Source organism: Streptomyces rubellomurinus (assembly GCF_000961885.1).
Classification (GTDB): domain Bacteria; phylum Actinomycetota; class Actinomycetes; order Streptomycetales; family Streptomycetaceae; genus Kitasatospora; species Kitasatospora rubellomurina.
In genome coordinates this window covers 40,088-63,866 of the sequence record NZ_JZKH01000033.1, presented here as the reverse complement: position 1 = coordinate 63,866, position 23,779 = coordinate 40,088, and the positions used below count along the sequence as shown (strand labels likewise).

22 protein-coding genes are annotated in these 23,779 nt (G+C 76.8%); 12 read left to right on the top strand and 10 right to left on the bottom strand.

Features of this window, described 5'->3' with window-relative positions; all coding sequences use genetic code 11:
* Positions 1-125 precede the first annotated feature (125 nt).
* Positions 126-746 carry a carbonic anhydrase gene (locus VM95_RS17790; RefSeq protein ID WP_045697846.1) on the top strand — a complete coding sequence of 207 codons (621 nt, stop codon included), beginning with the start codon at positions 126-128 and terminating at the stop codon, positions 744-746.
* Between the two features lie 125 nt (positions 747-871).
* Here VM95_RS17790 and VM95_RS17785 read toward each other — a convergent pair whose 3' ends face one another.
* Complete coding sequence (locus VM95_RS17785) at positions 872-1,435, bottom strand: GNAT family N-acetyltransferase (protein ID WP_045697844.1); 564 nt, start codon at positions 1,433-1,435, stop codon at positions 872-874.
* A 272-nt stretch (positions 1,436-1,707) separates the two neighbouring features.
* Here VM95_RS17785 and VM95_RS17780 point away from each other — a divergent pair, with 272 nt between their 5' ends.
* Both VM95_RS17780 and VM95_RS17775 read left to right on the top strand, forming a co-directional pair.
* Positions 1,708-2,532: an isocitrate lyase/PEP mutase family protein gene (locus tag VM95_RS17780; protein ID WP_045697842.1), complete on the top strand. Its 825-nt coding sequence runs from the start codon at positions 1,708-1,710 to the stop codon at positions 2,530-2,532.
* Positions 2,529-3,212 (top strand): hypothetical protein, encoded by a 684-nt coding sequence (locus VM95_RS17775; RefSeq protein WP_045697840.1) that lies wholly within the window; start codon positions 2,529-2,531, stop codon positions 3,210-3,212. Before VM95_RS17780 ends, VM95_RS17775 begins: the two co-directional genes overlap by 4 nt.
* 16 nt (positions 3,213-3,228) lie before the next feature.
* Here VM95_RS17775 and VM95_RS17770 read toward each other — a convergent pair whose 3' ends face one another.
* Positions 3,229-3,624 carry a cupin domain-containing protein gene (locus VM95_RS17770; RefSeq protein WP_045697838.1) on the bottom strand — a complete coding sequence of 132 codons (396 nt, stop codon included), beginning with the start codon at positions 3,622-3,624 and terminating at the stop codon, positions 3,229-3,231.
* A 52-nt stretch (positions 3,625-3,676) separates the two neighbouring features.
* On the opposite strand from VM95_RS17770, the gene VM95_RS17765 reads away from it, so the two are divergent.
* Positions 3,677-4,669 carry a GlxA family transcriptional regulator gene (locus VM95_RS17765; protein WP_045697836.1) on the top strand — a complete coding sequence of 331 codons (993 nt, stop codon included), beginning with the start codon at positions 3,677-3,679 and terminating at the stop codon, positions 4,667-4,669.
* A gap of 29 nt (positions 4,670-4,698) precedes the next feature.
* On the top strand, positions 4,699-6,063 hold the full coding sequence (locus VM95_RS44450; protein WP_052707426.1) for a HEAT repeat domain-containing protein: 1,365 nt from the start codon (positions 4,699-4,701) through the stop codon (positions 6,061-6,063).
* Between the two features lie 18 nt (positions 6,064-6,081).
* Here VM95_RS44450 and VM95_RS17755 read toward each other — a convergent pair whose 3' ends face one another.
* Entirely contained in the window at positions 6,082-7,077 is a 996-nt protein-coding gene (locus VM95_RS17755; protein WP_045697834.1) for a zinc-dependent alcohol dehydrogenase family protein, read from the bottom strand.
* A 136-nt stretch (positions 7,078-7,213) separates the two neighbouring features.
* Here VM95_RS17755 and VM95_RS17750 point away from each other — a divergent pair, with 136 nt between their 5' ends.
* Positions 7,214-8,221, top strand: coding sequence for a phosphotransferase family protein (locus tag VM95_RS17750; RefSeq protein ID WP_045697895.1), 1,008 nt, complete (start codon positions 7,214-7,216; stop codon positions 8,219-8,221).
* Positions 8,222-8,248: 27 nt separating this feature from the next.
* Here VM95_RS17750 and VM95_RS17745 read toward each other — a convergent pair whose 3' ends face one another.
* The gene (locus tag VM95_RS17745) at positions 8,249-8,869 is read right to left on the bottom strand and encodes a TetR/AcrR family transcriptional regulator (RefSeq protein WP_045697832.1); all 621 of its coding nucleotides are present in this window, start codon (positions 8,867-8,869) and stop codon (positions 8,249-8,251) included.
* 518 nt (positions 8,870-9,387) lie between these two features.
* Between VM95_RS17745 and tpx the strand changes: the two genes are divergently transcribed.
* Complete coding sequence (tpx, locus tag VM95_RS17740) at positions 9,388-9,888, top strand: thiol peroxidase (RefSeq protein WP_045697830.1); 501 nt, start codon at positions 9,388-9,390, stop codon at positions 9,886-9,888.
* A gap of 124 nt (positions 9,889-10,012) precedes the next feature.
* On the opposite strand, the gene VM95_RS17735 is transcribed toward tpx, so the two are convergent.
* A complete protein-coding gene (locus VM95_RS17735; RefSeq protein WP_045697828.1) occupies positions 10,013-10,699 on the bottom strand; it encodes a polysaccharide deacetylase family protein in 687 nt (228 codons plus the stop codon).
* Positions 10,700-10,956: 257 nt separating this feature from the next.
* Here VM95_RS17735 and VM95_RS17730 point away from each other — a divergent pair, with 257 nt between their 5' ends.
* From VM95_RS17730 to VM95_RS17715, 4 genes are all read left to right on the top strand, one after another.
* Positions 10,957-12,321, top strand: a complete 1,365-nt coding sequence (locus tag VM95_RS17730) for a hypothetical protein (RefSeq protein WP_045697825.1) — start codon at positions 10,957-10,959, stop codon at positions 12,319-12,321.
* Between the two features lie 71 nt (positions 12,322-12,392).
* On the top strand, positions 12,393-13,628 hold the full coding sequence (locus tag VM95_RS17725; protein WP_045697823.1) for an AAA family ATPase: 1,236 nt from the start codon (positions 12,393-12,395) through the stop codon (positions 13,626-13,628).
* 11 nt (positions 13,629-13,639) lie between these two features.
* Positions 13,640-14,884 (top strand): vWA domain-containing protein, encoded by a 1,245-nt coding sequence (locus VM95_RS17720; RefSeq protein ID WP_045697821.1) that lies wholly within the window; start codon positions 13,640-13,642, stop codon positions 14,882-14,884.
* An 89-nt stretch (positions 14,885-14,973) separates the two neighbouring features.
* A complete protein-coding gene (locus tag VM95_RS17715) occupies positions 14,974-15,432 on the top strand; it encodes a hypothetical protein (RefSeq protein ID WP_157882134.1) in 459 nt (152 codons plus the stop codon).
* Positions 15,433-15,459: 27 nt separating this feature from the next.
* Here VM95_RS17715 and VM95_RS17710 read toward each other — a convergent pair whose 3' ends face one another.
* Positions 15,460-16,632, bottom strand: coding sequence for an erythromycin esterase family protein (locus tag VM95_RS17710; RefSeq protein ID WP_045697817.1), 1,173 nt, complete (start codon positions 16,630-16,632; stop codon positions 15,460-15,462).
* 88 nt (positions 16,633-16,720) lie between these two features.
* Here VM95_RS17710 and VM95_RS17705 point away from each other — a divergent pair, with 88 nt between their 5' ends.
* Positions 16,721-17,422: a MerR family transcriptional regulator gene (locus VM95_RS17705; RefSeq protein ID WP_045697815.1), complete on the top strand. Its 702-nt coding sequence runs from the start codon at positions 16,721-16,723 to the stop codon at positions 17,420-17,422.
* Here VM95_RS17705 and VM95_RS17700 read toward each other — a convergent pair.
* From VM95_RS17700 to VM95_RS17685, 4 genes are read right to left on the bottom strand one after another with little or no spacing between them, the layout of a single operon-like run.
* Positions 17,417-20,404 carry a bpX6 domain-containing protein gene (locus tag VM95_RS17700; protein ID WP_045697813.1) on the bottom strand — a complete coding sequence of 996 codons (2,988 nt, stop codon included), beginning with the start codon at positions 20,402-20,404 and terminating at the stop codon, positions 17,417-17,419. The two genes, VM95_RS17705 and VM95_RS17700, sit on opposite strands and share 6 nt — an antisense overlap.
* Positions 20,401-22,119, bottom strand: coding sequence for a hypothetical protein (locus tag VM95_RS38895; RefSeq protein WP_052707425.1), 1,719 nt, complete (start codon positions 22,117-22,119; stop codon positions 20,401-20,403). The genes VM95_RS17700 and VM95_RS38895 overlap by 4 nt, the downstream gene beginning before the upstream one ends.
* Complete coding sequence (locus VM95_RS42615) at positions 22,116-22,520, bottom strand: bpX5 domain-containing protein (RefSeq protein ID WP_045697811.1); 405 nt, start codon at positions 22,518-22,520, stop codon at positions 22,116-22,118. The genes VM95_RS38895 and VM95_RS42615 overlap by 4 nt, the downstream gene beginning before the upstream one ends.
* Positions 22,517-23,716, bottom strand: a complete 1,200-nt coding sequence (locus VM95_RS17685) for an AAA family ATPase (RefSeq protein ID WP_107072995.1) — start codon at positions 23,714-23,716, stop codon at positions 22,517-22,519. Before VM95_RS17685 ends, VM95_RS42615 begins: the two co-directional genes overlap by 4 nt.
* Between the last annotated feature and the right edge of the window lie 63 nt (positions 23,717-23,779).

The following is a 23,779-nucleotide window of genomic DNA, read 5'->3' as shown; positions in this document are numbered from 1 at the left end:
ATCATCCAAAGACACCCGGGCCGCCACGGACACCACGCTAGCGAACCGCCCCGACACCCACCACCCTGCCCCCGACCACGGGGTCGCCCCGCCGGGGCCGGGCACCCCGATCTAGGGTGGTGACCATGACCCCCTCCCCCATACCCGGCCCCGCCGAGGCCCTGCAGGCACTCCTGGAAGGCAACGCCCGGTTCGTCGCCGGCAAGCCCGAACACCCCAACCAGGACGCCGGCCGGCGTGCCGCACTCGCCCCCGCCCAGCGCCCCTTCGCGGTCCTGTTCGGCTGCTCCGACTCCCGACTGGCCGCGGAGATCATCTTCGACCAGGGGCTGGGCGACCTGTTCGTCGTCCGCACCGCCGGGCACGTCACCGGCGCCGAGGCGCTCGGCAGCATCGAATACGGAGTCAGCGTCCTGGACTGCCCGCTCGTCGTCGTCCTCGGCCACGACTCCTGCGGAGCCGTCGCCGCCGCGCTCGACTCCCTCGAGCAAGGACAGCTCCCCGGCGGCTTCGTCCGCGACGTCGTCGAGCGCGTCACACCCAGCGTGCTCGCCGCACGGGCCGCCGGCATCGAGGACCCCGACGCCATCGTCGACGAACACATCCGCCAGACCGTCGACCTCCTCCTCGAACGCTCCCACCTGCTCGCCACCCGCGCCGCCGGCGGCAAGGTCGCCGTCGTCGGCCTGTCCTACCGCCTGCACGACGGCCAGGCCCGCCTCATCACCGGCCACAGCCTCACCTGACCCCCACGCACCGGGCAGCGGTGAGCGGGCCGTGTGCGCGAGAAGTCGGCCCCGCCGACTTCTCGCGCACAGCGAGGCCGTCCACGCCCGAGCACGGGCCCCGCTTCCGCTGCGGTCTCAGCACCTCAGCGCCTCAGGTCACGCGCGAGCGCCGCGTACACGTACTCGCTGCCCCAGCGCCGCCCGTCCACGTCAAGGTCGTTCTCCACCAGGTGCGCCTCCCGGCGCATCCCCAGCCGCTCGCACACGCCCACCGACCCCGCGTTCTCCACGTCCAAGCGCGCGAACACCCGGTGCACGCCCAGCGCGTCGAACGCCAGCGCCGCGAGGGCCGAGGCCGCCTCCGTCGCGTACCCGTGGCCCTCGTGGTCCGGATGCAGCGACCACCCGATCTCCGCCTGCCGCGCATACGCCGACGCCACCTTCAGCGACACCTCCCCCACCACCCCCGGCAGCCCGCGCCGGCACACCGCCAGCGCCAGCGCGTCCCCCTCCTCGCCCCAGGAGAGACACCGCGCCCGGGAAGCCACCAACTCCTCGCAGCGCTCGCGCGAGTACGGCTCGCGGTACAGGTAACGCGCCACCGACTCCAGCCCCTGGTACGCGAACACGTCGGCCGCGTCCCCCGCCGCGAACGGGCGCAGCACCAGCCGGTCCGTGGTCACCGGAACCAACGAGACGATGTCCATCCGTCCTCCCCGAAGCCTCAGCAGCAGCGCGCCCCGGCCCGGGCCGCGCCCGGCCACACCACCACCCACCACCCCGCCCGTGCAACCGGATTCCGCCGCGGCCGTGGGGCCGGGATCCAGCGGGGTCTACTCAGTACGCCGATCGCGCGCCACGCGTGCGGCTACCGCCCGCACCGCCTCGTACACCCGCTGGATCGGCCCGCGATCGGGCCTCGGGCGCCCCGGCGCCGGTTCGGGTGGTCCGTGGGGGGTGGGCGTGGTTGGCTCGGGGTATGGCCTCGCAGCGTGACAAAGCCGTCCGTTTCCGTGAGCTGCACGTTCCCGGGAGCCCGCTCGTCCTGGCCAACGTCTGGGACGTCGCCGGTGCCCGCGTCGTCGCCGCCACCGGCGCTCCGGCCGTCGCCACCACGAGTGCGGGCGTGGCGTGGGCGCTCGGCGCCCCGGACGGCGACCGCCTCGACCGGGCCGACGCGCTCGCGCTGATCCGCCGCGTCGCCCGCGCCCTCGACGTCCCCGTGACCGTCGACGTCGAAGGCGGCTTCGGTGCCACGCCCGAGGAGGTGGCCGACACCGTCGAGGCCGTCATCGAGGCCGGCGCGGTCGGCATCAACATCGAGGACGGCGACCGGCACCCGGCCGACTTCGCCGAGCGGCTCGCGGCGGCGCGCCACGCCGCCGACCGGGCCGCCGTCCCGCTCTACATCAACGCGCGCACCGACGTGTACTTCAAGGGGATCGGCGAGCCCGAGGGCCGCCTCGACGAGACGCTCGCCCGAGCGGCGCGCTACCTGGAGGCGGGGGCCAGCGGGATCTTCGTGCCCTTCGCGACCACCCCCGACGACGTGGCGTCGCTGACCCGGGGGATCGCCGCGCCGGTGAACGTCCTGGCGGCCGCCGGCGCGCCGAGCGTCGCCGAACTCGCGGCCCTGGGCGTCGCCCGCGTCAGCCTCGGCTCCAACATCGCCGCGGCCGTCTACGCCCTGGTCCGGCGGGCCGCCGAGGAGCTGGCCACGACCGGGACCTACGCGTCACTGGCGGAGACCATCCCCTACCAGGAACTCAACCGGCTCCTGACGGACACCGCCCCGCCTCGGTGAGCGCCTTCCCGAGCCGTCCCACCGCCCCGTGCGCCGGGCACCCGGACGGGCCCGGAGAGCGACTCGTCTGGTACGCCGCGTACGGCTCGAACCTGAACCCCGACCGCCTCGCCCGCTACCTGCGCGGCGGCAGGCCCCCCGGCGCCGCCCTCGCCCACCCGGGCTGCCGCGACCCCCGCCCGCCGCGCCGCCGGACGACCACCACCCTGCCCGGCACCCTCTACTTCGCCACCACCTCCACCCTCTGGGGCGGCGGACGCGCGTTCTACGACCCGCACGCCCCCGGGTGGACGGCCTGCGCGGCGTACCTGATCACCGCCGGCCAGTTCAGCGACATCGCCGCCCAGGAGATGCGCCGCAGCCCCGGTACGGACCTCGACCTCGGGCCCGTCCTCGCCACCGGGCGCCACCGTCTCGGCCCCGGGCGTTACGAGACCCTCCTCCGTCCGGGCGACCTCGACGGACACCCCCTGCTCACCTTCACCGCCCCCTGGGACCTCGCCGGGGCCGCGGCCCTCCTCAACCCGCCCAGCCCGGCCTACCTCCGGAACATCGCCACCGCTCTCGTCCGCGTCCACCGCTGGGGCCCCTGGCGCACCGCCGCCTACCTCGCCACCCGGCCGGGCGCCGCGCCCTGCTGGACGACCAGCACGGTCTGCGACGCCCTCGGCCCGCCCTGAGCCCCCGGGGAGTCGCTCAGACGTCGAGGACGTGTCCGGTCGTCGCGTCCACATGGGCGGGGACCTCGTCGTGGCGGTCGCCCACGGTCGGCGTGCCGGTCGGCTCGAACATGAGGATCGCGGCGCCGGACGGCGCGAACGGCCGGTGCTCGGTACCCGCGGGCACGGTGAAGACCGCCCCCTTCGGCAGCCGGACGGTGCGCTCGCCCTCGGGCCCGCGCAGGGAGATGTGCAGCTCCCCGTCCAGCACCAGGAAGAACTCGTCGGTGTCGTCGTGGGCGTGCCAGATGTGCTCGCCCTCGACCTTCGCGACCCGGACGTCGTAGTCGTTGACGCGGGTGACGATGCGCGGACTCCACAGCGCGTCGAAGGAGGCCAAGGCCTGGGAGATAAGGATCGGCTGGTTGCTCATGGCCTCATCCTCGGCCGCCTCGCACGGGCGGCGTGAGTGCTAGGAATTGCACATGGCGAAAGAATCCTCGCAACGGGCTCGTGAGGCGGGCGCCCACCGGGTGGTCGTGATCGTGGACGAGAACTCGAACCCGTTCGAGCTCGGCTGCGCGACCGAGGTCTTCGGCCTGCGCAGGCCGGAGATCGGCCGCGAGCTCTACGACTTCCGGCTCTGCTCCCCCGAGCCGTCGACCGCGATGCGGGACGGCTTCTTCACCCTCACCGGGGTCGCCGGCCTGGAGGCGGCCGAGACGGCGGACACCCTGATCGTCCCCAACCGCCCCGATGTGGAGGTGCCCCGCCGGCCCGCGGTGCTCGACGCCATCGCACGGGCGCACGCGCGCGGCGCTCGCCTGATCGGCTTCTGCAGCGGGGCCTTCACCCTCGCCGAGGCCGGTGTCCTCGACGGGCGCCGGGCCACGGCCCACTGGCAGTGGGCCGACTCCTTCCGCTCCCGCTTCCCCGCCGTCCGGCTAGAGTCGGACGTGCTGTTCGTGGACGACGGTGACATCCTCACCGCCGCCGGGAGCGCGGCCGCACTCGACCTCGGGCTGCACGTGGTCCGGCGCGACCACGGTGCCGAGGTCGCCAACTCGGTCAGCCGGCGACTGGTCTTCGCGGCGCACCGCGACGGCGGGCAGCGGCAGTTCGTCGAGCGCCCCGTGCCCGACCTCCCCGACCAGTCCCTGGCACCGGTCCTGGCCTGGGCGCAGGAACACCTCGACTCGCCGCTCACGATCGCCGACCTCGCGGCGCGGGCGGCGGTCAGCCCGGCGACACTGCACCGCCGCTTCCGGGCACAGCTGGGAACGACCCCGCTGAGGTGGCTCACGGGGGAACGGCTCGCCCTGGCCTGCCGACTGATCGAGCGGGGCGAGTCACGCTTCGAGGTCGTCGCACGGCTGAGCGGGCTGGGCACCGCGGCCAATCTGCGCGCCCTGATGCGCCGCGGGACGGGCATCACGCCGTCTGCGTACAAGCGGCGCTTCGGGCCCGAGGCGAACTGACGGCAGCCCGCGGGTTAGCCTGGGCGGCCGTGTCCACTTCTCAGCTCCTGGCGGCCCTCGGGGACGCCGACCCGGCCGTCCGGCGCGCCGCCGAGGACGCCCTCGTCGCGCTCGGCCCGTCCGCCCTGCCGCTCCTGCTGGCGCGGCTGCTCGACTCCGATGTGCCGGCGTTCGAGAACGCCGCGCTGAACGTCGTTCGCCGCAGCGGGCGGTCGGCCTTTCGCGCCTCGCTGGACGCGCTGCGCGAAGCGGCGCCGGGCCAGGCGCAGCGGCGGGCGGTGCGGGCGTTCACCGGTCTCGGTGCCGCGGCGCTGGCGGACTACACCGGCGCGCTCGGGCACGAGGACCCGGTGGTCCGGCGCGCGGCGGTCTCGGCGCTCGGCGAGTTCGGGAAGCCCGGCGAGTTCGGGGAGGAGGGGGTGGCGATCGCCGCGCAGGTGGTGCCGCTGCTCGGCGATCCCGACGCGGAGGTACGGCGGCAGGCCGTGTCGGCGTTCTGCTCGTGGGGGGCGGGGGTGGTCCCGCTGCTCCGGGCCGTGCGGCGCGGCGGTCCCGGCGCCGCCCGTGCGGGAGCGCTGGAGGCCCTGGCCGAGATCGGTGGCGAGGCGGTGCTGAGCGCCCGGGACGTCGCGGCGCTGGAGCGGCTGGTCCGCATCAAGCTGCCCGACGACGTGCCCTCGCCGCTGACCTGCTGCCACCTCTCGTGGATCGCGGTGAGCACCGGGGACCAGGGCGGGGTGATGGACCTCCTCGGCCTGTCCGATCCGCGCCGGGTGCCGTTCGCCGCAGGCGTGTTCGCCGCCGACTGCGACGGGCACGGCGGCCTGGGCGCGGACCCGCTGGCCCAGTACCGCCGGGTCTTCGTCACCCCCGAGCTGGACGGCTGGACCCTGGTGGTCGGCGCGTGGTGCGACCCCGTCGACGAGGAGCGCGCGGCGGAGGTGCTGGCGGCGTGCGCCCGCCTGAGTGCCCGCTACGGGCGCGCCCAGGCCTACTGGCACAGCTACCAGAACGACGGGTCGGCGGTGCTCGTCGCCGAAGGGGGCACGGTCCTGCGGCGGTTCGCCTTCGTTCCGGGCGAGGAGGTGCGGCACCTGGAGCTGGGGGCGCCGCTGCCGTACGAGCAGCAGCGGCGCGCCGTGCTCGGGCTGCCCCCGCTGGCGGCCGGCCGTCCGGACGTCGACGACGAGGAGGACGAGGGGGAGGAGGACGAGGGGGAGGAGGACGACGACTGGTTCTGGGAGCTGATCGACCTGGCGCCCGGTCTCGCCGGCCACCTGAGCCTGGACCCCAGGAACGTCGACGGGCGGACGCCGGCCCGGGGCACCGGCTGCCTCGCCCTCACCGGGTACGGCCGTGAGTCCGGCGCGCCGCCCGGGGCGCTCAGGCTCTGAGGGGCCGGCGACGGCCGGTCAGTCCCCCACCGTCAGCACGATCTTGCCGACCTGGGTGCCCGCCTCCAGGTAGCGGTGCGCGTCGGCGACGGTGTCGAGGCCCGCGAAGACGCGGTCGACGACCGGGACGAAGCCGCCGTCCGCGAGCCCGGCCGCGACGAAGGCGTGGGCGCGGCGCAGCCGTTCCCGGTCCCGCGTCACCTCGTGCATGGAGTAGAAGCGGCTCAGGACGGGCGCGAAGTCCTCCTGCCCGGGCAGCGGGGTGTCGCGCGGGTCGAGGCGGCCGTAGACGATCACCCGGCCGCCGGGGGCGACGGTGCGGGCGAGGGTGAGGATGCCGGGGCCGGCGACGGGGTCGAAGACCGTCCGTACGCCCTGCCCGCCGGTGGCGTCCAGGACCGCCTCGACCAGGTCCTCCTCGCCGGTGACGACGACGCGGGCGGCGCCGGCGTCGAGGAGCTGCTGCTTCTTGCCGGGGGTGCGGGTGGTGGCGATGGGGACGGCGCCCAGGCGGCGGGCGGTCCGGATCGCGGCAAGGCCCACGCCGGAGGCGGCGGCGGTCAGCAGGACGTGGTCGCCGGGGCGCAGGTGGCCGTCCTCGGCGAGGGCGCCGTACGCGGTGAGGTAGGGCATCCAGACGGCCGTGCCCTGGACGGGGGTGAGGCCGGCGGGGTGGTGGACGACGGCGTGCACGGGGGCCAGCACGTGGGTGCCGTAGGTGCCGTAGTCGTTCATCGAGAAGGCGGGGACGGTGTCGACCAGGTCGCCGACGGCGAACCCGGTGACGCCCTCGCCGAGGGCGTCCACCGTGCCGGAGGCCTCGTAGCCGAGGGTGGCGGGCAGCTTCGGGTCGTCCAGGTAGGTGCCGGAGCGGAACAGGGCTTCGGCGCGGTTGAGGCCGATCGCGGCGACGCGGATGCGCAGTTCGCCGGGGCCGGGTTCGGGCATGTCGGTGGTGCGGACGGTGAGGACCTCGGGCCCTCCGGTGGTCTCGAAGACGACGGTCCTGGGCATGGCGGTGCTCAACTCCCCTGGTACGGGCGGCTGCTGATGCTCGATCGAACGCCGCTCAGCCAACCCCCGGTCCGGGGGCGCTGTCAAATTTCGATATCCGTCGAAAAAGCGGGGCGGCAGGCGTAGGGTGGCGGGCGTGATCGAGAAGCACAGCGCTGGACACACCGCCGGGCCGACCGAGGAGTGGGGTGCCACCCGCCGCTGGGTGGAGGGCCTGCTCGCGCCCGGGGAGCGGATCGTCGGGGCCCGCACGCTCCAGGGCGGGTGGACGTCCCGGATGCGGCGCCTGGACGTCGAAGGGGGCGCGGGCGAGGGCGGTGACGACCCGGCCGGGCCCGGGTACGCGCTGGTGCTGCGCTCCTTCGTCAAGCCGTTCTACCTGCGCCACGCCGAGAACATGCTGGCCCGCGAGGCCCAGGTGCTGCGGCAGTTGGAGCCGAGCGCGGTGCCCACGGCGCGGCTGTGCGCGGTGGACGCGACCGGCGAGTTCTGCGACCACCCGTCGCTGGTGATGACGCTGCTGCCCGGCACGGTGCGGCTCGCCGAGGACGGCGACGTCGACCGCCGGATCACCCTGCTGGCCGGGCAGTTGGCGGCCGTGCACGCGCTGGAGGTGCCCGCGGAGCAGCGGCCGCGCGACTGGCAGGCGTGGACGGCGCCGGATCGGGTCGCGGTGCCCGAGGGGACGGCGCGGCCGGACCTGTGGCGCCGTGCGATCGCGGTGATCGACCGCCCGGCGCCCGCCCACCGGGCCTGCTTCCTGCACCGCGACTTCCACCCGGGCAACGTGCTGTTCACCGGCGCCGGCGAGGAGTTGGCGGTCAGCGGGGTCGTCGACTGGGTGGAGACCTCCTGGGGCCCGACCGACCTGGACGTCGCGCACTGCTCCACCGCGCTGGTCCTGCTGCACGGCGTCGAGGCCGGGATGTCCCTCGCCGACCGCTACCAGGAGGCCGGCGGCCGGCTGAGCGAGGCGCCCGGCGACCACCTGTACTGGCGGGTGCTGGACGCGCTCGCCTTCGCGCCGGACGCGGAGAAGGTCGCCGTCCCGTGGCGCGGTCTCGGGCGCACCGACCTCACCCCGGAGGTGCTGACGGGCCGCCTGGAGGACTACCTGCAGGCGCTGCTCGCGCGGTACGCCTGAAACCGGCGGGGTCCAGGAGACAGGCCCTCAGGCCTGGACGCCGTCCACGGAGTCCACGGAGTCCGCGCCGGCCGTGACGATGGCCAGGGCCCGCCCGACCAGCTCGACCGGGTCCGACAGCCCGTACTCCTCCGCCCAGTGGACGAGCGCGGCCCCGGCGGCGGCCAGGCAGGCGCCGGCGGCCACGGTCAGCCGGAACTCCTCCTCCGGGCCGGCCCCTTCGCTGCGCAGCGCCGAAACGAACGCGCGCTGGATGAGGTAGTGGTTGTGCAGGTTCCGGGCCCGCAGCGCGGGGGTGACGTTGCCCAGGCGGGTGCGGGTGAGCAGCATCCGCCGCTGCGCCTCGGTGGCTTCCTGCATGCTCTCCACCAGGGCGCCGGCGATCCGCCGCATCGGCCCCTCGGCCGCCGGGCGCGCCGCGGCCCGCTGGGCCAGCACGGGGTCGAACTCGCCGCTGAAGACGAGGTCTTCCTTGGTCGGGAAGTGCCGGAAGACGGTCACGGAGGACACCTCCGCCGCGCGCGCGACGTCCGCGACGGTGGTCCCGTCGAAGCCGCGCTCGACGAACAGTGCCAGTGCGTGGTCCTGGATGGAGCGTCGGACCCGCGCCTTCCGCTGTTCCCGGAGTCCTGGTTCCCGTGCGTTCATGACGTCACGGTGGGACGACGGCCGATGGGGGTGGAGGATGTCATGGGCGATTCCTGGTCGAGGGGACGGGTGGCGGAGAAGCCGGGCGCTGCCCGGGGTCAGGCTCTGGGCGCACCTCCGGCCGACTGCCGAACGCGTACGGTCGGCAGACGATCGACGGCGGCCGCAGGGGCCGCTCCGCAGGCGATGTAATCGAATAACGTCATTGGCATCTGTTTACAGCGTCGGCTCCGGGGCCACAACGCGATTCCGCCCGCCTGGCAGGAACAGGACCAGGAACGGCGAAGACCGGGACGCCGCGCGGTCGGCGAGCTTAGGGGCGCGAGCGATCAAGGGCCACGCGATCAAGGGCCCGAGCGATCAAGGGCCCGAGCGATCAAGGGCCCGAGGGACCAAGGGCCTCGGCGATCAGGGCCGGCGGATCCCGGGCCACCCTCGGGGCGGGCACGGCGGACGGTAGGATCGTCGGCGGCTGGCAATCGCCGCGCCCGTTTACCGATGCTGGTAGGAGAGAGTTCATGGCTCAGGTCACGCTGAAGGGGAACCCCATCGAGATCGGCGGCTCGCTGCCCGCCGCCGGGAGCCAGGCCCCCGCGTTCACGCTGGTCGGCGAGGGCCTCGCGGACACCTCGCTCAAGGACTTCGCGGGCAAGCGGAAGGTCCTCAACATCTTCCCGAGCATCGACACCCCCACCTGCGCCAGCTCGGTGCGCGCCTTCAACTCGAAGGCCTCCACGCTGGACAACACCGTGGTGCTGTGCATCTCGGCCGACCTGCCGTTCGCGCAGGCCCGCTTCTGCGGCGCCGAGGGCCTGGAGAACGTCAAGACCCTCTCCACCCTGCGCGGCCGCGACTTCCACGACACCTACGGCGTCTCGATCGCGAACGGCCCGCTCGCCGGCCTGACCGCCCGCGCCGTCGTCGTCCTCGACGAGAACGACACCGTCCTGCACACCGAGCTGGTCGCCGAGATCGCCGACGAGCCGAACTACGAGGCCGCCCTCGCCGCCCTCAACTGACCCGGGCCGCCCGCCGGTCGGGCACCTGACGCTCGCCGAAGGGGCGGGGTACGGCAGTTGCCGTACCCCGCCCCTTCGCGTCGGCCACCGCCTGCCGCACGGCCGGGGCTGCGCCGGCGGCGGGTCAGCCGCAGAGGACGCCGAAGCCGTAGCCGCGCGCCTTCAGGGTGGACAGGATCGCCGGCAGCGCGGCGACGGTCTGGCTGCGGTCGCCGCCGCCGTCGTGCAGCAGGATCACCGACCCGGGGCGGACGTCGCGCAGCACCCGCGACTGGATCGCCGCCGTGCCCGGGCGCGCCCAGTCCTGCGGGTCCACCGACCAGAGCACGACCTGCTTGCCGTCCGCGGCCGCCCGGGAGCGCACGGTCGCGTTGACGGCGCCGTACGGCGGGCGCAGGCAGGTGGGGGTGCGGCCGGTCTGCGCGCGGATCGCCCGATCGGTGTTCCGCACCTGCGCGTCGACGGCCGGGCCGGACAGCTTGCGCAGGTCCGGGTGGGACCAGGAGTGGTTCTGCACGCTGTGGCCCCGGCGGGCGACCTGGCCGGTCACGCCGGGGTGGGCGGAGACGTTCTGGCCGATCTCGAAGAAGGTCGCGCGCACGCCGTAGCGGTCGAGGACGGCGAGGACCTTCGGGGTGTAGGCGGGGCTGGGGCCGTCGTCGAAGGTCAGGTAGACGACCTTGCCGCCCGCCGCCCGCGCCTCCGCCGCGGGCAGGCCCACCGCCGTTCCCGCCGCCAGGGCGACGGCGAGCGCGCCGATCGCCGTCCGGAGCCTTCGCCCTGCCCTGCGCCTGCCTGTCCGTGCGGCCATGGCCACCCCCTGCGGTCGGTACTTTCCGGGTACGGACAGTGTGCGCGGCGGTGTGGCCGCGCCGCGAGCGCCGACGACCCTCCGGGGGCTGAAATCGGCCATCCGGCACGGGGGTTGAGGATCCACGCGGGCCCCTGGCCTCCGGCGCCCGCGCGAAACGGCCTGGCGGACGGGCCGCGGCAGGGGCTATGCTCCCCGGCGATGACCACTCACGCTGTTCTCAGATTGGGGGTCCCGTCCGCGCAAGGTGAGTGCTGATGGCCACTCACACCGCGCACGGGGACACCTCCCACCTCTCCTTCTGGCGGCACGTCCGCGAGTTCGCGGTACCGCCCGCCATGATCGAGACCGCCACCGCCCGCCGCCTGTCCGGCGACTGGGCCGGGGCCCTGACCGCCGCCCGCGTGGACCTCGACTTCCGGATCCGGGACGTCGTCCGCGCCCACGGCCGCGAGTTCACCGATCACCTGCTGGCCGACCTGCACCGCCTCGCGCCGGACCTGCTGCGCTGGCACCTGCCGAGGACCGCCCCGGACGGGCTGCTGCGGCCGGGGCTGACCGTGCCGCTGGCCCGCTACCCGGGCGAGCGCCCGGTGGCGCTGGTGGTCCGGACGCCGCCCGCCTGGGCGGACTTCGGGCAGCGCATCGGCCTCGCGCTCTGGGACGGTTCCGCGAACGGCGGCCCGCCGCTCCAGCATCCGCACCCGCACCCGAGCCGGCGCTTCCGCTTCGACCTGCACCGGCACCTGTGGGACGCCGGGCGCAGCGGGGAGTTCGCGGCCCGGGCCGGCACCGGGGGCCCGAGCGGCCTTCCGGCGGCCGACACCGTGGCGGCCGGCCTGCGCTGCGCCGTCGACCGGTGGGGCGCCGAGGCCGGGCTGCTGCTGCGCGCCGAGGGGCGCCCGGCCGGGCCGGTCGCGGTGCGGCTCGGGCGTCGGCGGATGCTGCTGCTCGAACCCGGTGCGGCCGGGGTCGCGGCGGTCCGTCCGGTCGGGGACGCCCGGGAGGCGCGCGGCCTGCCGCTGCTGCCCGACGCGGCGACCTGGGTGGCACCCGACCTCGACCTGCTGCGGTCCGGCACCCTCGGGCCCGAGCTCCTGCACCCTTTGGTGGCACGGGCGTTGGCCCCCGGGCACGCTCGCGGGCCGGTCCGGCCGGGCGGAGCGGGCGAGGCGGGTCGTGCGGGCGGCTTCGGCGGGCCCGGGCTGGTGGACTGCCGGGGGGCGGTCCACCGGATCGGCCTGGTCGACGGGGTGCTCGCCCCGCTCGACCACGCCCCGGCCGAGCTGCGCCGCGAGCGGCTGCTGATCGCGCTCTCGGGCACCCCGCTGCCCTGCCTGCGGGCCGTCGAGCGGGCGCACCGCCGTCCGCACGAACTCGCCGGTCTGCGCGAGCGGTTGGACCACGGCGACGTGGACGGCGCGCTCGCGGCGGTCGAGGCCGTGCTCGGCCCGCAGGCTCGGCTGCGCGAGGGGCCGCTGCGGGACGCGCTGGCGGCGATCGAGGAGCGGCGGAGCACGTACGAGCGCTACCGTGCCGGCCTGGCCACGCCCGGGCCGGACGCGGTCGCGTTCCGCCGCCGCGACCGCCGCCCGAAGGACCACTGGTCGCACCCGCGTTAGGGCCTTGGGCCCTCCGGCGCCGAAGCGCCGGCGCATTTCCTCCCCTTCCCTACGCCACGAGGTGATCACCCATGCCCACGTCCATGCCCACACACCCCAGCCCGCGCCTCGATGTCGCCGACCAACTCCTCGGCCTGCTCGGCGAGTTCGACACCGAGCCGCGCCCCGACACCCAGTTGGAGGCGCTGACCCTGGCCGTCGCCGCCGATCTGCCCGTGCTGCTGTGGGGCGAGCCGGGCATCGGCAAGACCGCCGCGCTCAATCAGCTCGCCGCCGCCCTGGAGCTGCCGCTGACCACGGTGATCGCCAGCGTCCACGAGCCCTCCGACTTCGCCGGGCTGCCGATCCTCGGCGACGACCCGGCGCAGCAGGGCGTGCCGCTGGCGCCGCCGGACTGGGCGGTGCGGCTGGTCCGGGCCGGGCGCGGCCTGCTGTTCCTGGACGAGCTGTCCACCGCGCCGCCCGCCGTGCAGGCCGCGCTGCTGCGGCTGGTCCTGGAGCGGCGCATCGGCGCGCTGCAACTGCCGCCGGGCGTACGGATCGTGGCGGCCGCGAACCCGCGCGCCTCGGCCGCCGACGGGTGGGAGCTGAGCCCGCCGCTGGCGAACCGGTTCGTCCACCTGCCGTGGGTGCACGACCACGAGGTGGTGGTGCGCGGGCTGGGCGGCACCTGGCCGGTGGCCACCCTGCCGTGGCTCGACCCGGGCGCGCTGCGGCCCGCGGTCGCGCTGGCCCGGCGCGCGGTGTGCGGGCTGCTGACGGCCCGTCCCGAGCTGGTGCACCGGCTGCCGAGCAGCGAGACCCGGCGCGGCGGAGCCTGGCCGTCGCCGCGCAGCTGGGACATGACGCTGCGGCTGATCGCCTTCGCGACGGCGGCCGGCTCCTCCCGGGAGGTGCTGTCGTTGCTGGTGCGGGGCACGGTCGGGGACGGCCCGGGGCTGGAGCTGATGGCGCACCTGGACCGGATGGACCTGCCGGATCCCGAGGACCTGCTGGCGGATCCGGCGGGCGCGGTGCTGCCCGAGCGCGGGGACCTGCGCCAGGCGGTGCTGGACGCGGTGGTGGCGGCGGTGCGCAACCGGCCGGAGCGGGCGCGCTGGGACGCGGCGTGGGCGCTGCTGGTGCGGGCGGTGGAGACGGGTGCGCCGGATCTGCTGGTCGTCCCGGCGACCACCCTGGCGGCGCTGCGCCGGGAGGACTGGGAGGTGCCGGCGGCGATCGAGCGCCTGGCCCCGGCGGTGGCGCTGTCCCGCCGGGCCGACCTCGCGGCCGCCGCGGTCGCCCGTCCGGCGCGGGCCGGCCGGTGAGCGCGCGGCCGGTGGACGCCGGGAAGCCGCCGGGCGCCGGGAGGCCGCTGGACGTCGAGAAGCTGTACGCGGCACGGCTGCAGGCCACCCGGGCCCGCCCGTACCTGGCGACGGCGCTGTTCGCGCTGCACCTGGTCGAGTCCCGGCAGGTGCCGACGATGGCCGTCGACGTGCACTGGCGCTGCTACGCCTCGCCGGTGTTCGTCGACCGCACCCCGGTGGAGGAGCTGGCCGGGGTGTGGGTGCACGAGGTGTCGCACCTGCTGCGCGACCACCACGGGCGCGGCGACCGGCTGGCCCGCCGGCTCGGGCTGGCGGGACCGGGGGTCCGGCTGCGGATGAACATCGCCGCCGACTGCGAGATCAACGACGACGTGTACGGCGAGGGCCTGGCGACGCCGAGCGGCGCCGTCCTCCCGTCCCGGCTGAACCTGCCCGAGGGGCGGCTGATGGAGGACTACCTGCGGGAGTGGCAGTTCGACCCGACCGACCCCCTGCTCGCCTGGCTGGACTGCGGCAGCGGCGCGGACGGGCTGGCGCGGCCGTGGGAGTTGGGCCCGGACGGCGCGCACGGCCTCGGTCCGCAAAAGCGGGACGCGGTGCGCTTCCGGGTCGCCGAGGGCATCCGGGCCCGCCCGGGCGAGACCCCGGCGGGCTGGCGGCGCTGGGCCGAGGAGGTGGTCCACCCGCCGCAGCGGTGGCGGGAGCTGCTGGGGGCGGCGCTGCGGTCGGCGCTGGCCGGCGCGGGGGCGGGGGACGACTACAGCTACGGCCGGCCGGCCCGGCGCTCGGCCGGGCTGCCGGGCGTGGTGCTGCCGAGCCTGCGGCGCCGTCCGCCGCGGGTGGCGGTGGTGGTCGACACCTCGGGGTCGGTCTCGGACGAGGAGTTGGGCAGCGCGCTGCTGGAGGTCGCGGCGATCGGCCGGGCGGTCGGCGGCCGCCGGGACCAGGTGTCGGTGGTCTCCTGCGACGCGGCCGCGCAGTCCGTCCAGCAGCTGTGCGGGGCCGCGGGCATCGAGCTGGTCGGCGGCGGCGGGACGGACCTGCGCACGGGCTTCGCGGCGGCGCTGCGGGCCCGCCCGGCGCCGGACGCCGTGGTGGTGCTGACCGACGGGCAGACCCCGTGGCCGGAGGCGCAGCCGCCCTGCCGGACGGTGGTCGGCCTGTTCGCCCGGCCGAAGCGGGTCCGCGAGTACGACCCGGACTACCGGCCGGACGCCCCGCCGACCTGGGCGCGGGTGGTCACCATCGGGTGAGGGGGTGGGGTGACCGCCTTGGTGTGCGGGCGAGTTCGGACAGGCCCCTCTTCTCGTCATTTTGACGACAACAGGCTAGGGTGTCCGGCATGAGAGTCGTACTGACGCGGGCGAGCGTCTGCATGGCCGACGACTGCGACGCCCCGCACGAGGCCGTCTGGGAGACTCCGGACGGCGGCGCGGTGGCCGACGTGCTGGAGCGGTCCGCCGGCTACCTGCTGAGCCTGAACACCTCCTGCTGGGTCGCCTACCTCGGCTACGGCCGGGGCGACGGAAGGCCGCTCGCGGTGGCCTCGCCGCGATGGTCCGGGCTCCGCCTGCTGCCCGACGCGGAGGCCCACGCCCGACTGGGGCCGCACGCCGACCGGCTGGAGATCTACTGGGCCGTTCGGTCCGGTGCGGACCCGGAAGTGGTGTGGTGGGAGCTGACCGGCCGCCGGGGGCCGCGCCCCCGCCCGCAGGCCGCCCCGGCCCCGCAGCCGGAGGCCCTGCGCCTCCGGCTGCGCGACCACCGCGACCAGCTGATCCGGCGCATCCGGCTCGGCTAGGGCCTGCCGGTCGGCCGGAACGGACGGTCAGCCGAGCGCCCGGGCCACGGCCGCGCCGTCCGTGACGTGCAGCAGCGCGTCGGCGCCGTCCAGGAGCTCCCGGTCGAGCGGGAAGTAGCCCTGGCGCGGGAGGGTGTCGGTGCGGCGGGCGGTGGCCTCCCCGGCCGCCGCCGGGTCGGTCAACTCCCAGTCGGCGGAGCCGCGTTGCAGGGCCGCCTCGAAGGTGCCGGGTGCCGGTTCCGGCAAGCCGAGGACCGGGCTGCGCCCGAGGCTGCCGACCACCAGGACGTACCGCTCGGCGAGCAGCGGTTCGAGGATCATGCCGGCGCCCGTCCAGTCCGCGCGCCACTCCCCCGCCGACCAGGCGCTCGGGGTGCGCTTCAGGTGCTCGTTGTGGGCAAACACCAGGGTGGGTCCGCGCCGGGCCTCGGCCTCGCGGATCTCCAGCAGGTTGCGGGCCATCAGCGTGTCCCGGCTGCCGAGCAGCCGCGCGATCCGGACGCCCTGCTCCAGGCCGGGGACGGCCGCCTGGGCGTGGTAGCGCAGCAGCCCGAGGCAGGTGGTCAGGTGGGCGCGGGCCCGCAGCCACGCGGCGTGCGAGCCGGCGGCGATCAGGCCGGGCGCGCGCTCGTGCAGCAGGTTCAGCAGGTCGTCGGCGAGGACGCGCAGCCGCTGCGCCTCGGGCGAGGCGCCGGGCGAGGCGGCCGCGTCGAGGATCGCCTCGGTGCGCTCCCAGCGCTCGTCGGGGCCGGTGAGCGCGGCCACGTCGAGCTCCAACCCCAGGTAGTCGCGGGCGTGTTCGAGGTAGCGGCGGGGGCTGGGGGCGGTGGTGTTCTCGGTCGGCGCGTCGAAGCCGTGGAAGGCGATCCGCTCGGCGGGCGGCCGCTGCGCGTTGTGCGCGCGCAGCCGGGCGACGAGGCTCCGGTTGGCGTCGAGGCCCCCGAAGCCGTGGCTGAAGCCCGTCGCCAGTACCCCGTCCAGGGTCCCGGTGCCGTGCCGGACGTAGTCGTCGACGGCGAGCGCGGCGATCCGGTCGGTCTCCAGGGCGACCGACCGGAAGCCCCGCCCGGCGAGGTGGAGGAAGAGGAGTTCGTTGCGCACCCACCCGAAGGCGGGCTCCTGGTGGGTGGGCTCGCCGAGCGCCAGCACACCGCAGTCGGGGGCGAGCAGGTCATGGAAGTGGTGCAAGTCCCGGTTCATGGACCTCAAGCGTATCCTTGAAGAATCGGTTGAGACTTTTCCGGTCTCAGCCCGGGTTTTCTCCAGGAAGTCTCAAACGGGGGTCCGGATGCGCCCGACCGATCTCGCCCGCGAGCACGGCATCTCGACCCAGGCCGTGCGCAACTACGAGCGGGACGGCTTCCTGCCGCCCGCCGCCCGTACGGCCAGTGGCTACCGGGTCTACACCGAGCGGCACGCGGCCGCGCTGCGCGCCCACCTCGCGCTCGTCGCGGCGTACGGGCACGCGACGGCGGGCGAGGTGATGACCGCCGTGCACACGGACCGGCTCGACCAGGCGCTGACCGCCGTCGACCGGGGCCACGCCCGGCTGCTGCGCGACCGGGAGACGCTGGCCGCCGTCCGGGAGGCGGTCGGCCACCTGACCGGGCGGGCGGACCCCGCGCCGCACCGCCCGGACGACCGGCTCCCGCACGGCATCGGCGAGTTGGCGCACCGCCTCGGCGTCACCCCGGCCACCCTGCGGGCCTGGGAGGCCGCCGGGGTACTGGCCCCGGCGCGCGACCGCGCGACCGGGCACCGGGTCTACCTCGCCGCCGACCTGCGCGACGCCGAACTCGCCCACCTGCTGCGGCGCGGCGGCTACCCGCTGGCCCGGATCGCGGGCGTGCTCCGGCAGGTGCGGGCGGCGGGCGGCACCGCCGAACTGGCCGCCGCCCTGGCCGGCTGGCAGCACCGGCTCACCGAGCGCGGCACGGCCATGCTGACGGCGGACGGCCTGCTCGGCCGCTACCTCGGGGACGGGTCATGACCCGGTCGTGACCCGCAGGTTGGCGAGCAGCGTGGCGCCGTCCGGGGTGGTGGCGAACAGCCGGCCGCTGCGGTGCCAGCAGGTGAGCGCGTCGCCGTGCCGGCGCAGGCCGACCGGGGAGGCGTCCGCGCCGGGGAAGACTGCGGTGAACCCGCCGACGAGCGGGGCGCCGGGCGGGCCGCCGCCGAGGGTGACGTGCAGCGCGCCGGACAGCCGCGCCGCGAACGCCCAGTGGGTGCCGTCCGCGCTCAGCACGCCCTGGCCGCGCACGCTCCGCTCGGCCAACCGGCCGTCCCCGACCGCCCGCACCAGGGTGGTGTCCGCCGCCGCCCCGGGGCCGGTGTCGAGCAGCCGGCCGTCCGCGAGCAGCACCGCGCCGTCGAGGTCCGCCACGTACGGGCCCGGCCGGTCCGGCCCGGTGCGGTTCAGGTGGGAGCGGCCGCGCAGCGTCCAGTCCGGCTGCTCCCACTGCCACAGTTCGGACATCTCGACGCGGTGCGAGCCGGGCGCCGGGTGGGTGTGCACGAGCCCCGCGCAGCTGTCGGGCGTGCGGGCGATCGTGCCCAGGAGCCGCTGGTCGCCGCCGAGTTCGCGGTGGACCACGGTCGGGCGGGCGGTGCGGGTGTCGAGCACGGCGATGGTGCCGTCCGGGTCGACGGTGACGAGCCGGCGGCCGTCGTAGGAGCGGGCGAGCCCGCGCACCCGCAGGGTCGTCCAGCGCTCGACCGCGCGGGTGACGAGGTCGAGCCGGGTGATGTCGCGCACCTCGCCGTAGCGGGCGACCAGCAGCGCCGAACCGCCGTGGTCGGCGAGGACCAGTTCGTCGGCGGGCACGTCCCAGCGGGCCCGGGTGCGGCCGTCCGGGCCGAGCAGCCGCACCCCGGCGTGGCCGCAGGCGACCAGCACCGCGCCGGAGTCGAGCCGGGCCGCGTCCAGGACGGGCAGGGTGCCGGGGCGGTCGGCGGCGGTGACCTCCAGCGGGGTGCCCGGGGCCGGCGCGGCGAGGCGCGGCTTCGGCAGGTCGGCGGCCGCCAGCGGGTCGGCGCGCTGCGACAGCCGGGTGTAGCGGGCCCGTTGGGTCGTGGTGTCGCCGCCGTCGCCGAACCCGCCGTCCCGGGTGACGGCGCGCAGGGCGGCGGTGGCGAGCTGCCGGTCGACGGCCGGGTCGGCGGCCGGGACGGTGGCCAGGGCGGTGAGGGCGGCGGCCCGCTCGCTGTCCGGGGCGTCGGGGGCGAGGGTGGCCAGGGCGAGGCCGGCGATGACCTCGGCGGCGTTCCGCGCGTCGGCGGCGTTCCGCGCGTCGTGGGCGGTCCGCGCCTCGGGGCCGGTCGCGGCGTCGGCGGCCCTCCCGGCGGGGCCGAGCGCGAGCAGGTGCACGAGGGCGCGCCCACGGGCCGCCCCGCCGAGCAGGACGGCCTCGCGCAGGTCGCCCACGGCGGTGGGGCGCAGCGCCGCGTCCGGCCAGACCGCGTCGACGGCGCCGAGCCGGTCGCCGGCCTCCCGGCAGTGCGCGGCCCAGGCGGTGCGCAGCTCGCGCGCGGCCTGCGGGTCGGTGGCCGCGAGCCGTTCGACGGCGGCGGCGAAGGCGCCCCGGCGGTGGGCGATCCGCACCGCCCGCTCGCGCTGGCCGGCCCGCCACCACAGCCGGACCACCTGGTCGGCCGGGAGTCCGCGGCCTTCGGCGAGTTCGGCGGCCTGCTCGACGCGGCCGTGCCGCTCCAACAGGGCGACGGCTTCGGCGGGTTCGGCCAGCAGGTCGGCGAGGACGTAGGCGGCCTCGTCGATCCGGGCCTCGCGTTCCAGCGCCTCGGCGGCCTCCCGGTAGAGGTCGTTGAGGAAGCCGTGCACGGTGGGCCCGCTGATCGGCATCGCGGCCGGCGCCCCGGCGCGCTCCCGCGGGTCCGGGCGCAGCGCGCCCCGGAAGCGTGCGGGCAGGCGCAGGGCGAGCAGGCCGCCGGGCCCGCGTCCGGCGTCCCCGGCCAGCCGGACGGCGTCGCGCAGGGCGTCCTCCCAGCGGCGCTGCCGGAAGGAGCGGGCGAGGCGGGCGACGTAGCGGGCCTGGCGGCGCTGGAACAGGGTGCCGGCGGGGCTGCGCAGGGCGAGCCGGGCCAGCCACTGCCCGCGCGGGCGGCGGGCGGCGGCACTCTTCCGTGGACCGTCCGGAGCGCCGGACTGCCGTGCGGCGCCGGCGTGTTGGGGGGCGGCGGCCTTCCGGTCGCGCCGGGCCTTGGCCCAGGGGAGGACGGCCAGGCCGATGCTCGCGGCGGTCAGGACCGGGATGACGCTCCAGATCTCGGACTCTCCCCGCTCGACGGCGCTGGGCAGGTACAGCAGGGCGCCGCAGAGCACGGCGGCGAGGAACAGCGCGTTCGGCCAGACCGGTGGCGCCGGCCGGCCGGCCGGGGGCCGCGGGTACGTCGGGTCCCCCGGCCGGCCGGCCAGGCTCCTCGGCGGCCGCGGGCGCTGCGGGCGTCGCGGGCGGCGCTCGCCCAGCAGCCGGGCGGCCCAGGAGCTGCGCTCGCGGACGCCGGCCGCGGCCCGCAGGTCGACGACGGGCGGGCGCAGGGCCTCGTCCTCCTCGACGGGCTCCGGCGCGGCCGGGGTGCCGACCGGGCCCAGCCGGTGGACGGCGATCCCGGTCGGGTCCAGCCAGTGGGCCGGGTCCAACGGCCGCATCCCGGCGATGGCATGACGGTGCGTCAGATCGCCCGCGACGAGGAGGACGTCTCCCCCGTCGAGTGCGCGCTGGTCGGCGCCGGCGGCCACCAGCGCGTCGCCGACCGCCCGCAGCGGTTCGCCGGGCGCCCGGTCCGGGCGGGTGCGGACCGGCGCGGGCAGCGTCAACACCCAGCGGCCGTCCGGCAGTTCCAGCAGGCGCGCGCCGTCCTGCCAGTGGTTCAGCACGCGTTCGGCGGCCTCGGCGGCACCGATCAGCGGCACGTCCAGAACGAAACCGGCGGCGTCCAGGGCGGGGTTCGTCACTCGCTGCTCCTGATGGTGAAGTGCCGTCGGCCGGTCACCGTGTCCGCGACCACCAGGGCGCCGGGCCGCGGTTCGGCGACGATCAGCGGCAGCTTCGGGTGGACGGCGGGGGTGCCGGCGCCGCCGGACAGGCCGGTGTGGGTGCGCACGCCGTCCGCGCGGACGGCCCGCACCAGGCCGGCCGCCCCGGTGCGGGTGATCAGCACGGGCTCGCCGCCCTCCTGGGTGAGCCCGATCACCTCGGCGCCCTCGTCGCGCAGGACGATCGAGCGGGGGCCGATCCGCTCGTGGTCCAGCCGCCACTCGCGGCCGTCCGCGGACCAGCCGACCAGCCCGGCGCCGTGCACGACGTGGGCCGCGTCCGCCGCCGCGGGCGGCAGCGGGACGGCCGACAGCCTCGGCTCGCGCGCCCACCGGAACGGCCGGCCGCCCGCGGTGGACGCCACCGGCCCGTCCTCGGTGACCACACCGCCCGGTGCGATCCGTCGCCACCGGCCCGCGACCGGCAGCAGCAGGCCGTCGTCCTCGCGCAGGACGGGCAGCACCGGCTGGTCCGTCAGCTCCGCGAACGCGGCGGAGCCGGCCGGGGGCAGGCCGACCGCCGCCGCGTCCACCGCGTAGCCGTCCGGGTCGGGCACCGGGCGGCCGATCACCTCCAGCACCAACCGCCCGCGCACCACGCACAGCACCAGCAGCCGCCGGCCGTGCTGCGCGGCGGCCACCACCGGCCCGCGCAGCACGTGGCGGCGCGGCCGGCCGCTGCTCTCCACCGAGCCGTCGCGCACCAGCTTGACCGCCACCAGCACGGACGCGTCCGCCCCGCGCAGCAGCAACTCCCGGGTGCCCGAGGTGAACACGGGCAGCGCGCCGCCGGTGACGGGCAGCGGCGCGGAGGTCTCCGTGGTCGCCGCCCGGGCCCGGCGGAACTCGGCCCCGCGCAGCGCCCGCACGGCGATCGGCGCGGGCGGCAGCGTCAGCTCGGCGTCCGCGCCGCCGTCCACCCGGACCCGCACCCGGCCGACGCCCTCGGCGCTCCAGCCGGCCTCCTCGGCGGTCAGGGTCCGGGGCCGGGCGGGTAGTTCGGCCGCCAGGCGCGGGGAGGCCAGCAGCCAGGCGCGGTCGGCCGCGTCCAGCGCGTCCTCGGCGCGCCGGACGTCCTCGGCGCTCGGGTCGGTCGGGCGCCGGGCGTTCAGCCAGCGCGGCAGCAGCTCGGCCGGCTCGCCGCCGAACAGCCGCCCCGGCTCGTCGCCCAGCACGCCCACCACCAGCTCGCCGCCGCGCGCCGCGGCCCGCCGGTGCAGGACCAGCAGCGCCGCCAGCTGCACCAGCCGCCCCGCCCCGGCCTGCGCCGGGCCGGCCTCCACCAGCGCGACCACCCGGCCGCGGCTGGTGGTGCTGCGCAACTCGGCGGCCAGGTGCAGCAGTTCGTGCTCGGTGTAGCGCCGCAGGAACTCCTCCGGGAACTCCTCGGCCAGCAGCCACTCGGAGGGCAGCAGCCGCTCCAGGGGCCCGGACCGGGCCAGCCCGCCGTAGCCGTCCGGCTCGCCCTGCGCCTCGGCGACGGGCTCGCGCTCCCCGATCAGCGCATCCAGGCGGCGCAGCAACGGGCCCAGTGCGGAGGCCAGTTCGGGCGTCAGCGCGGCCAGCGTCCCGGCCCACGGCTCGACTGCGGCCCGGGTGCCGCCCGGGGTGGTGAGGTGTCCGGTGCCGCTCATGCCGCTCCCCCGAGCAGGGCGGCCAGCGCCTCGGGGTCCGTCAGCGGCGGTGGGACGTCCGCGACCAGGCCGTGGCCGGGCACCAGGGCGCAGAGCTGGCCGTCCGCCGCGCCGAGGGCGGAGCGCCACAGGTCGGCGGCGGGCAGCGGGCGGGCGGTGGTCGGGACCAGCAGGCGGCCGTCCAGGCCGAGGTAGTGGGCGCCGTCTGCCCACGGCAGGTCGTCCGCCGGGCCGAGGACGAGCAGGGCGGTGCCGTCCGTGGCGGCCGAGAGGCGGTGGCCGGCGCGGAGCCGGTCGCGGGTGGCGGCGGCGAGGGCGGGGACGGCGGGGCCGAGGGCGAGCACGGCGGCGGCGGTGAGCGGGGGTTCGCGGCGTTCCCAGCGGAGTCGGACGGTGGTCACGCGGGTGCGACCACCGCGACCAGACCCGCCCGGATGCCGGCGAGCGGGGCGGGCAGGTCGGTCGGGGCGAATCCGGCGTCGATCTCGCGGAGCACGGCTTCCAGGCGCAGTCGGGAGTCGCGGCCGTCCGGCAGGCCGCCGTGTTCGGCGAGGACGGCCGCGCCGGTGCGCATCAGCCGCTCGGCGCGGGCGGCGGCGCTGCGGGACATCTCCTCGGCGGTGTGGGCGAGGCTGCGGTTGGCGGCCCGGCCGACCAGGTCGGCGAGGGTTTCGCGGGCCAGGGCCTGGGCGTCGGCGGTGGGGGCGACGAGCGGCAGCACCCACAGGTCGCGGGCGGAGGCGGTGTCGCGCCCGTCGAGGACGGCGGCGGCCGCGACGAGGTTCTGGGAGCGGACGGCGCGCCGGTCGCTGATCGGGATGCCGGCGGAGCGCAGCCGCCGCAGGGCGGTGCCGAGCAGGCCGGTGACGGGGGTGAGGTCGCAGGCGCGGGCGGCGGCGGCGAGCCGGTCGAGGGCGCCGAGCAGGTCGCCGGCCGGCGCGTCGGGGGTGGTGGGCCGGCCGCCGCGCCCGGCCTCCAGGAGTTCCTCCAGCCGGGCGTCGGTGACGGGTTCGACGAAGACGCGGGCGAGGAAGCGGTCGGCGAAGGCGGCGAGGGCCGGGTCCTCGGGGAGGTGGTTGGCGGCGCCGACGCAGATCCGCAGCGGGCTGGCCACCGCCGTCCGGCCGCGCCGGAAGACCCGCTCGTTGAGCAGGCCGAGCAGGGTGTTGAGGACGGCCGTGGAGCCGAGGAAGACCTCGTCCAGGAAGGCGATCTCGGCTTCGGGCAGCATGCCGGCGGTCTCGAACTCGACCCGGCCTTCCCGGAGTCGGCGCAGGTCGACCGGGCCGAACAGTTCGTTGGGTTCGGTGAACCGGCCGAGCAGGTACTCGAAGTACCGGCCGCCGAGCTGCCCGGCGACCCGCCGTACGGCCTCCGACTTCGCGGTGCCGGGGGCGCCGATCACCAGCAGGTGCTCGCCGGCCACGGCGCACAGCGCCACCACCTCGGCCACCGTCTCGCGTTCGACCAGGCCCCGCCCGGCGGCGGCCACGGCGGCGGCGATCAGCCCGGCGTCGCCCGAGGGCGCGGCGGCAGCGGCCGGAACGGCGGCATCAGTGGTACCGGTGGCATGAGTGGTGTCGGTGGTGTCGGTCACGAGTACGGGAGTCTACGGGCGCCCGCGCGCGGCTCACCAGCGGGTTTCGCCGCACGGCAGCCG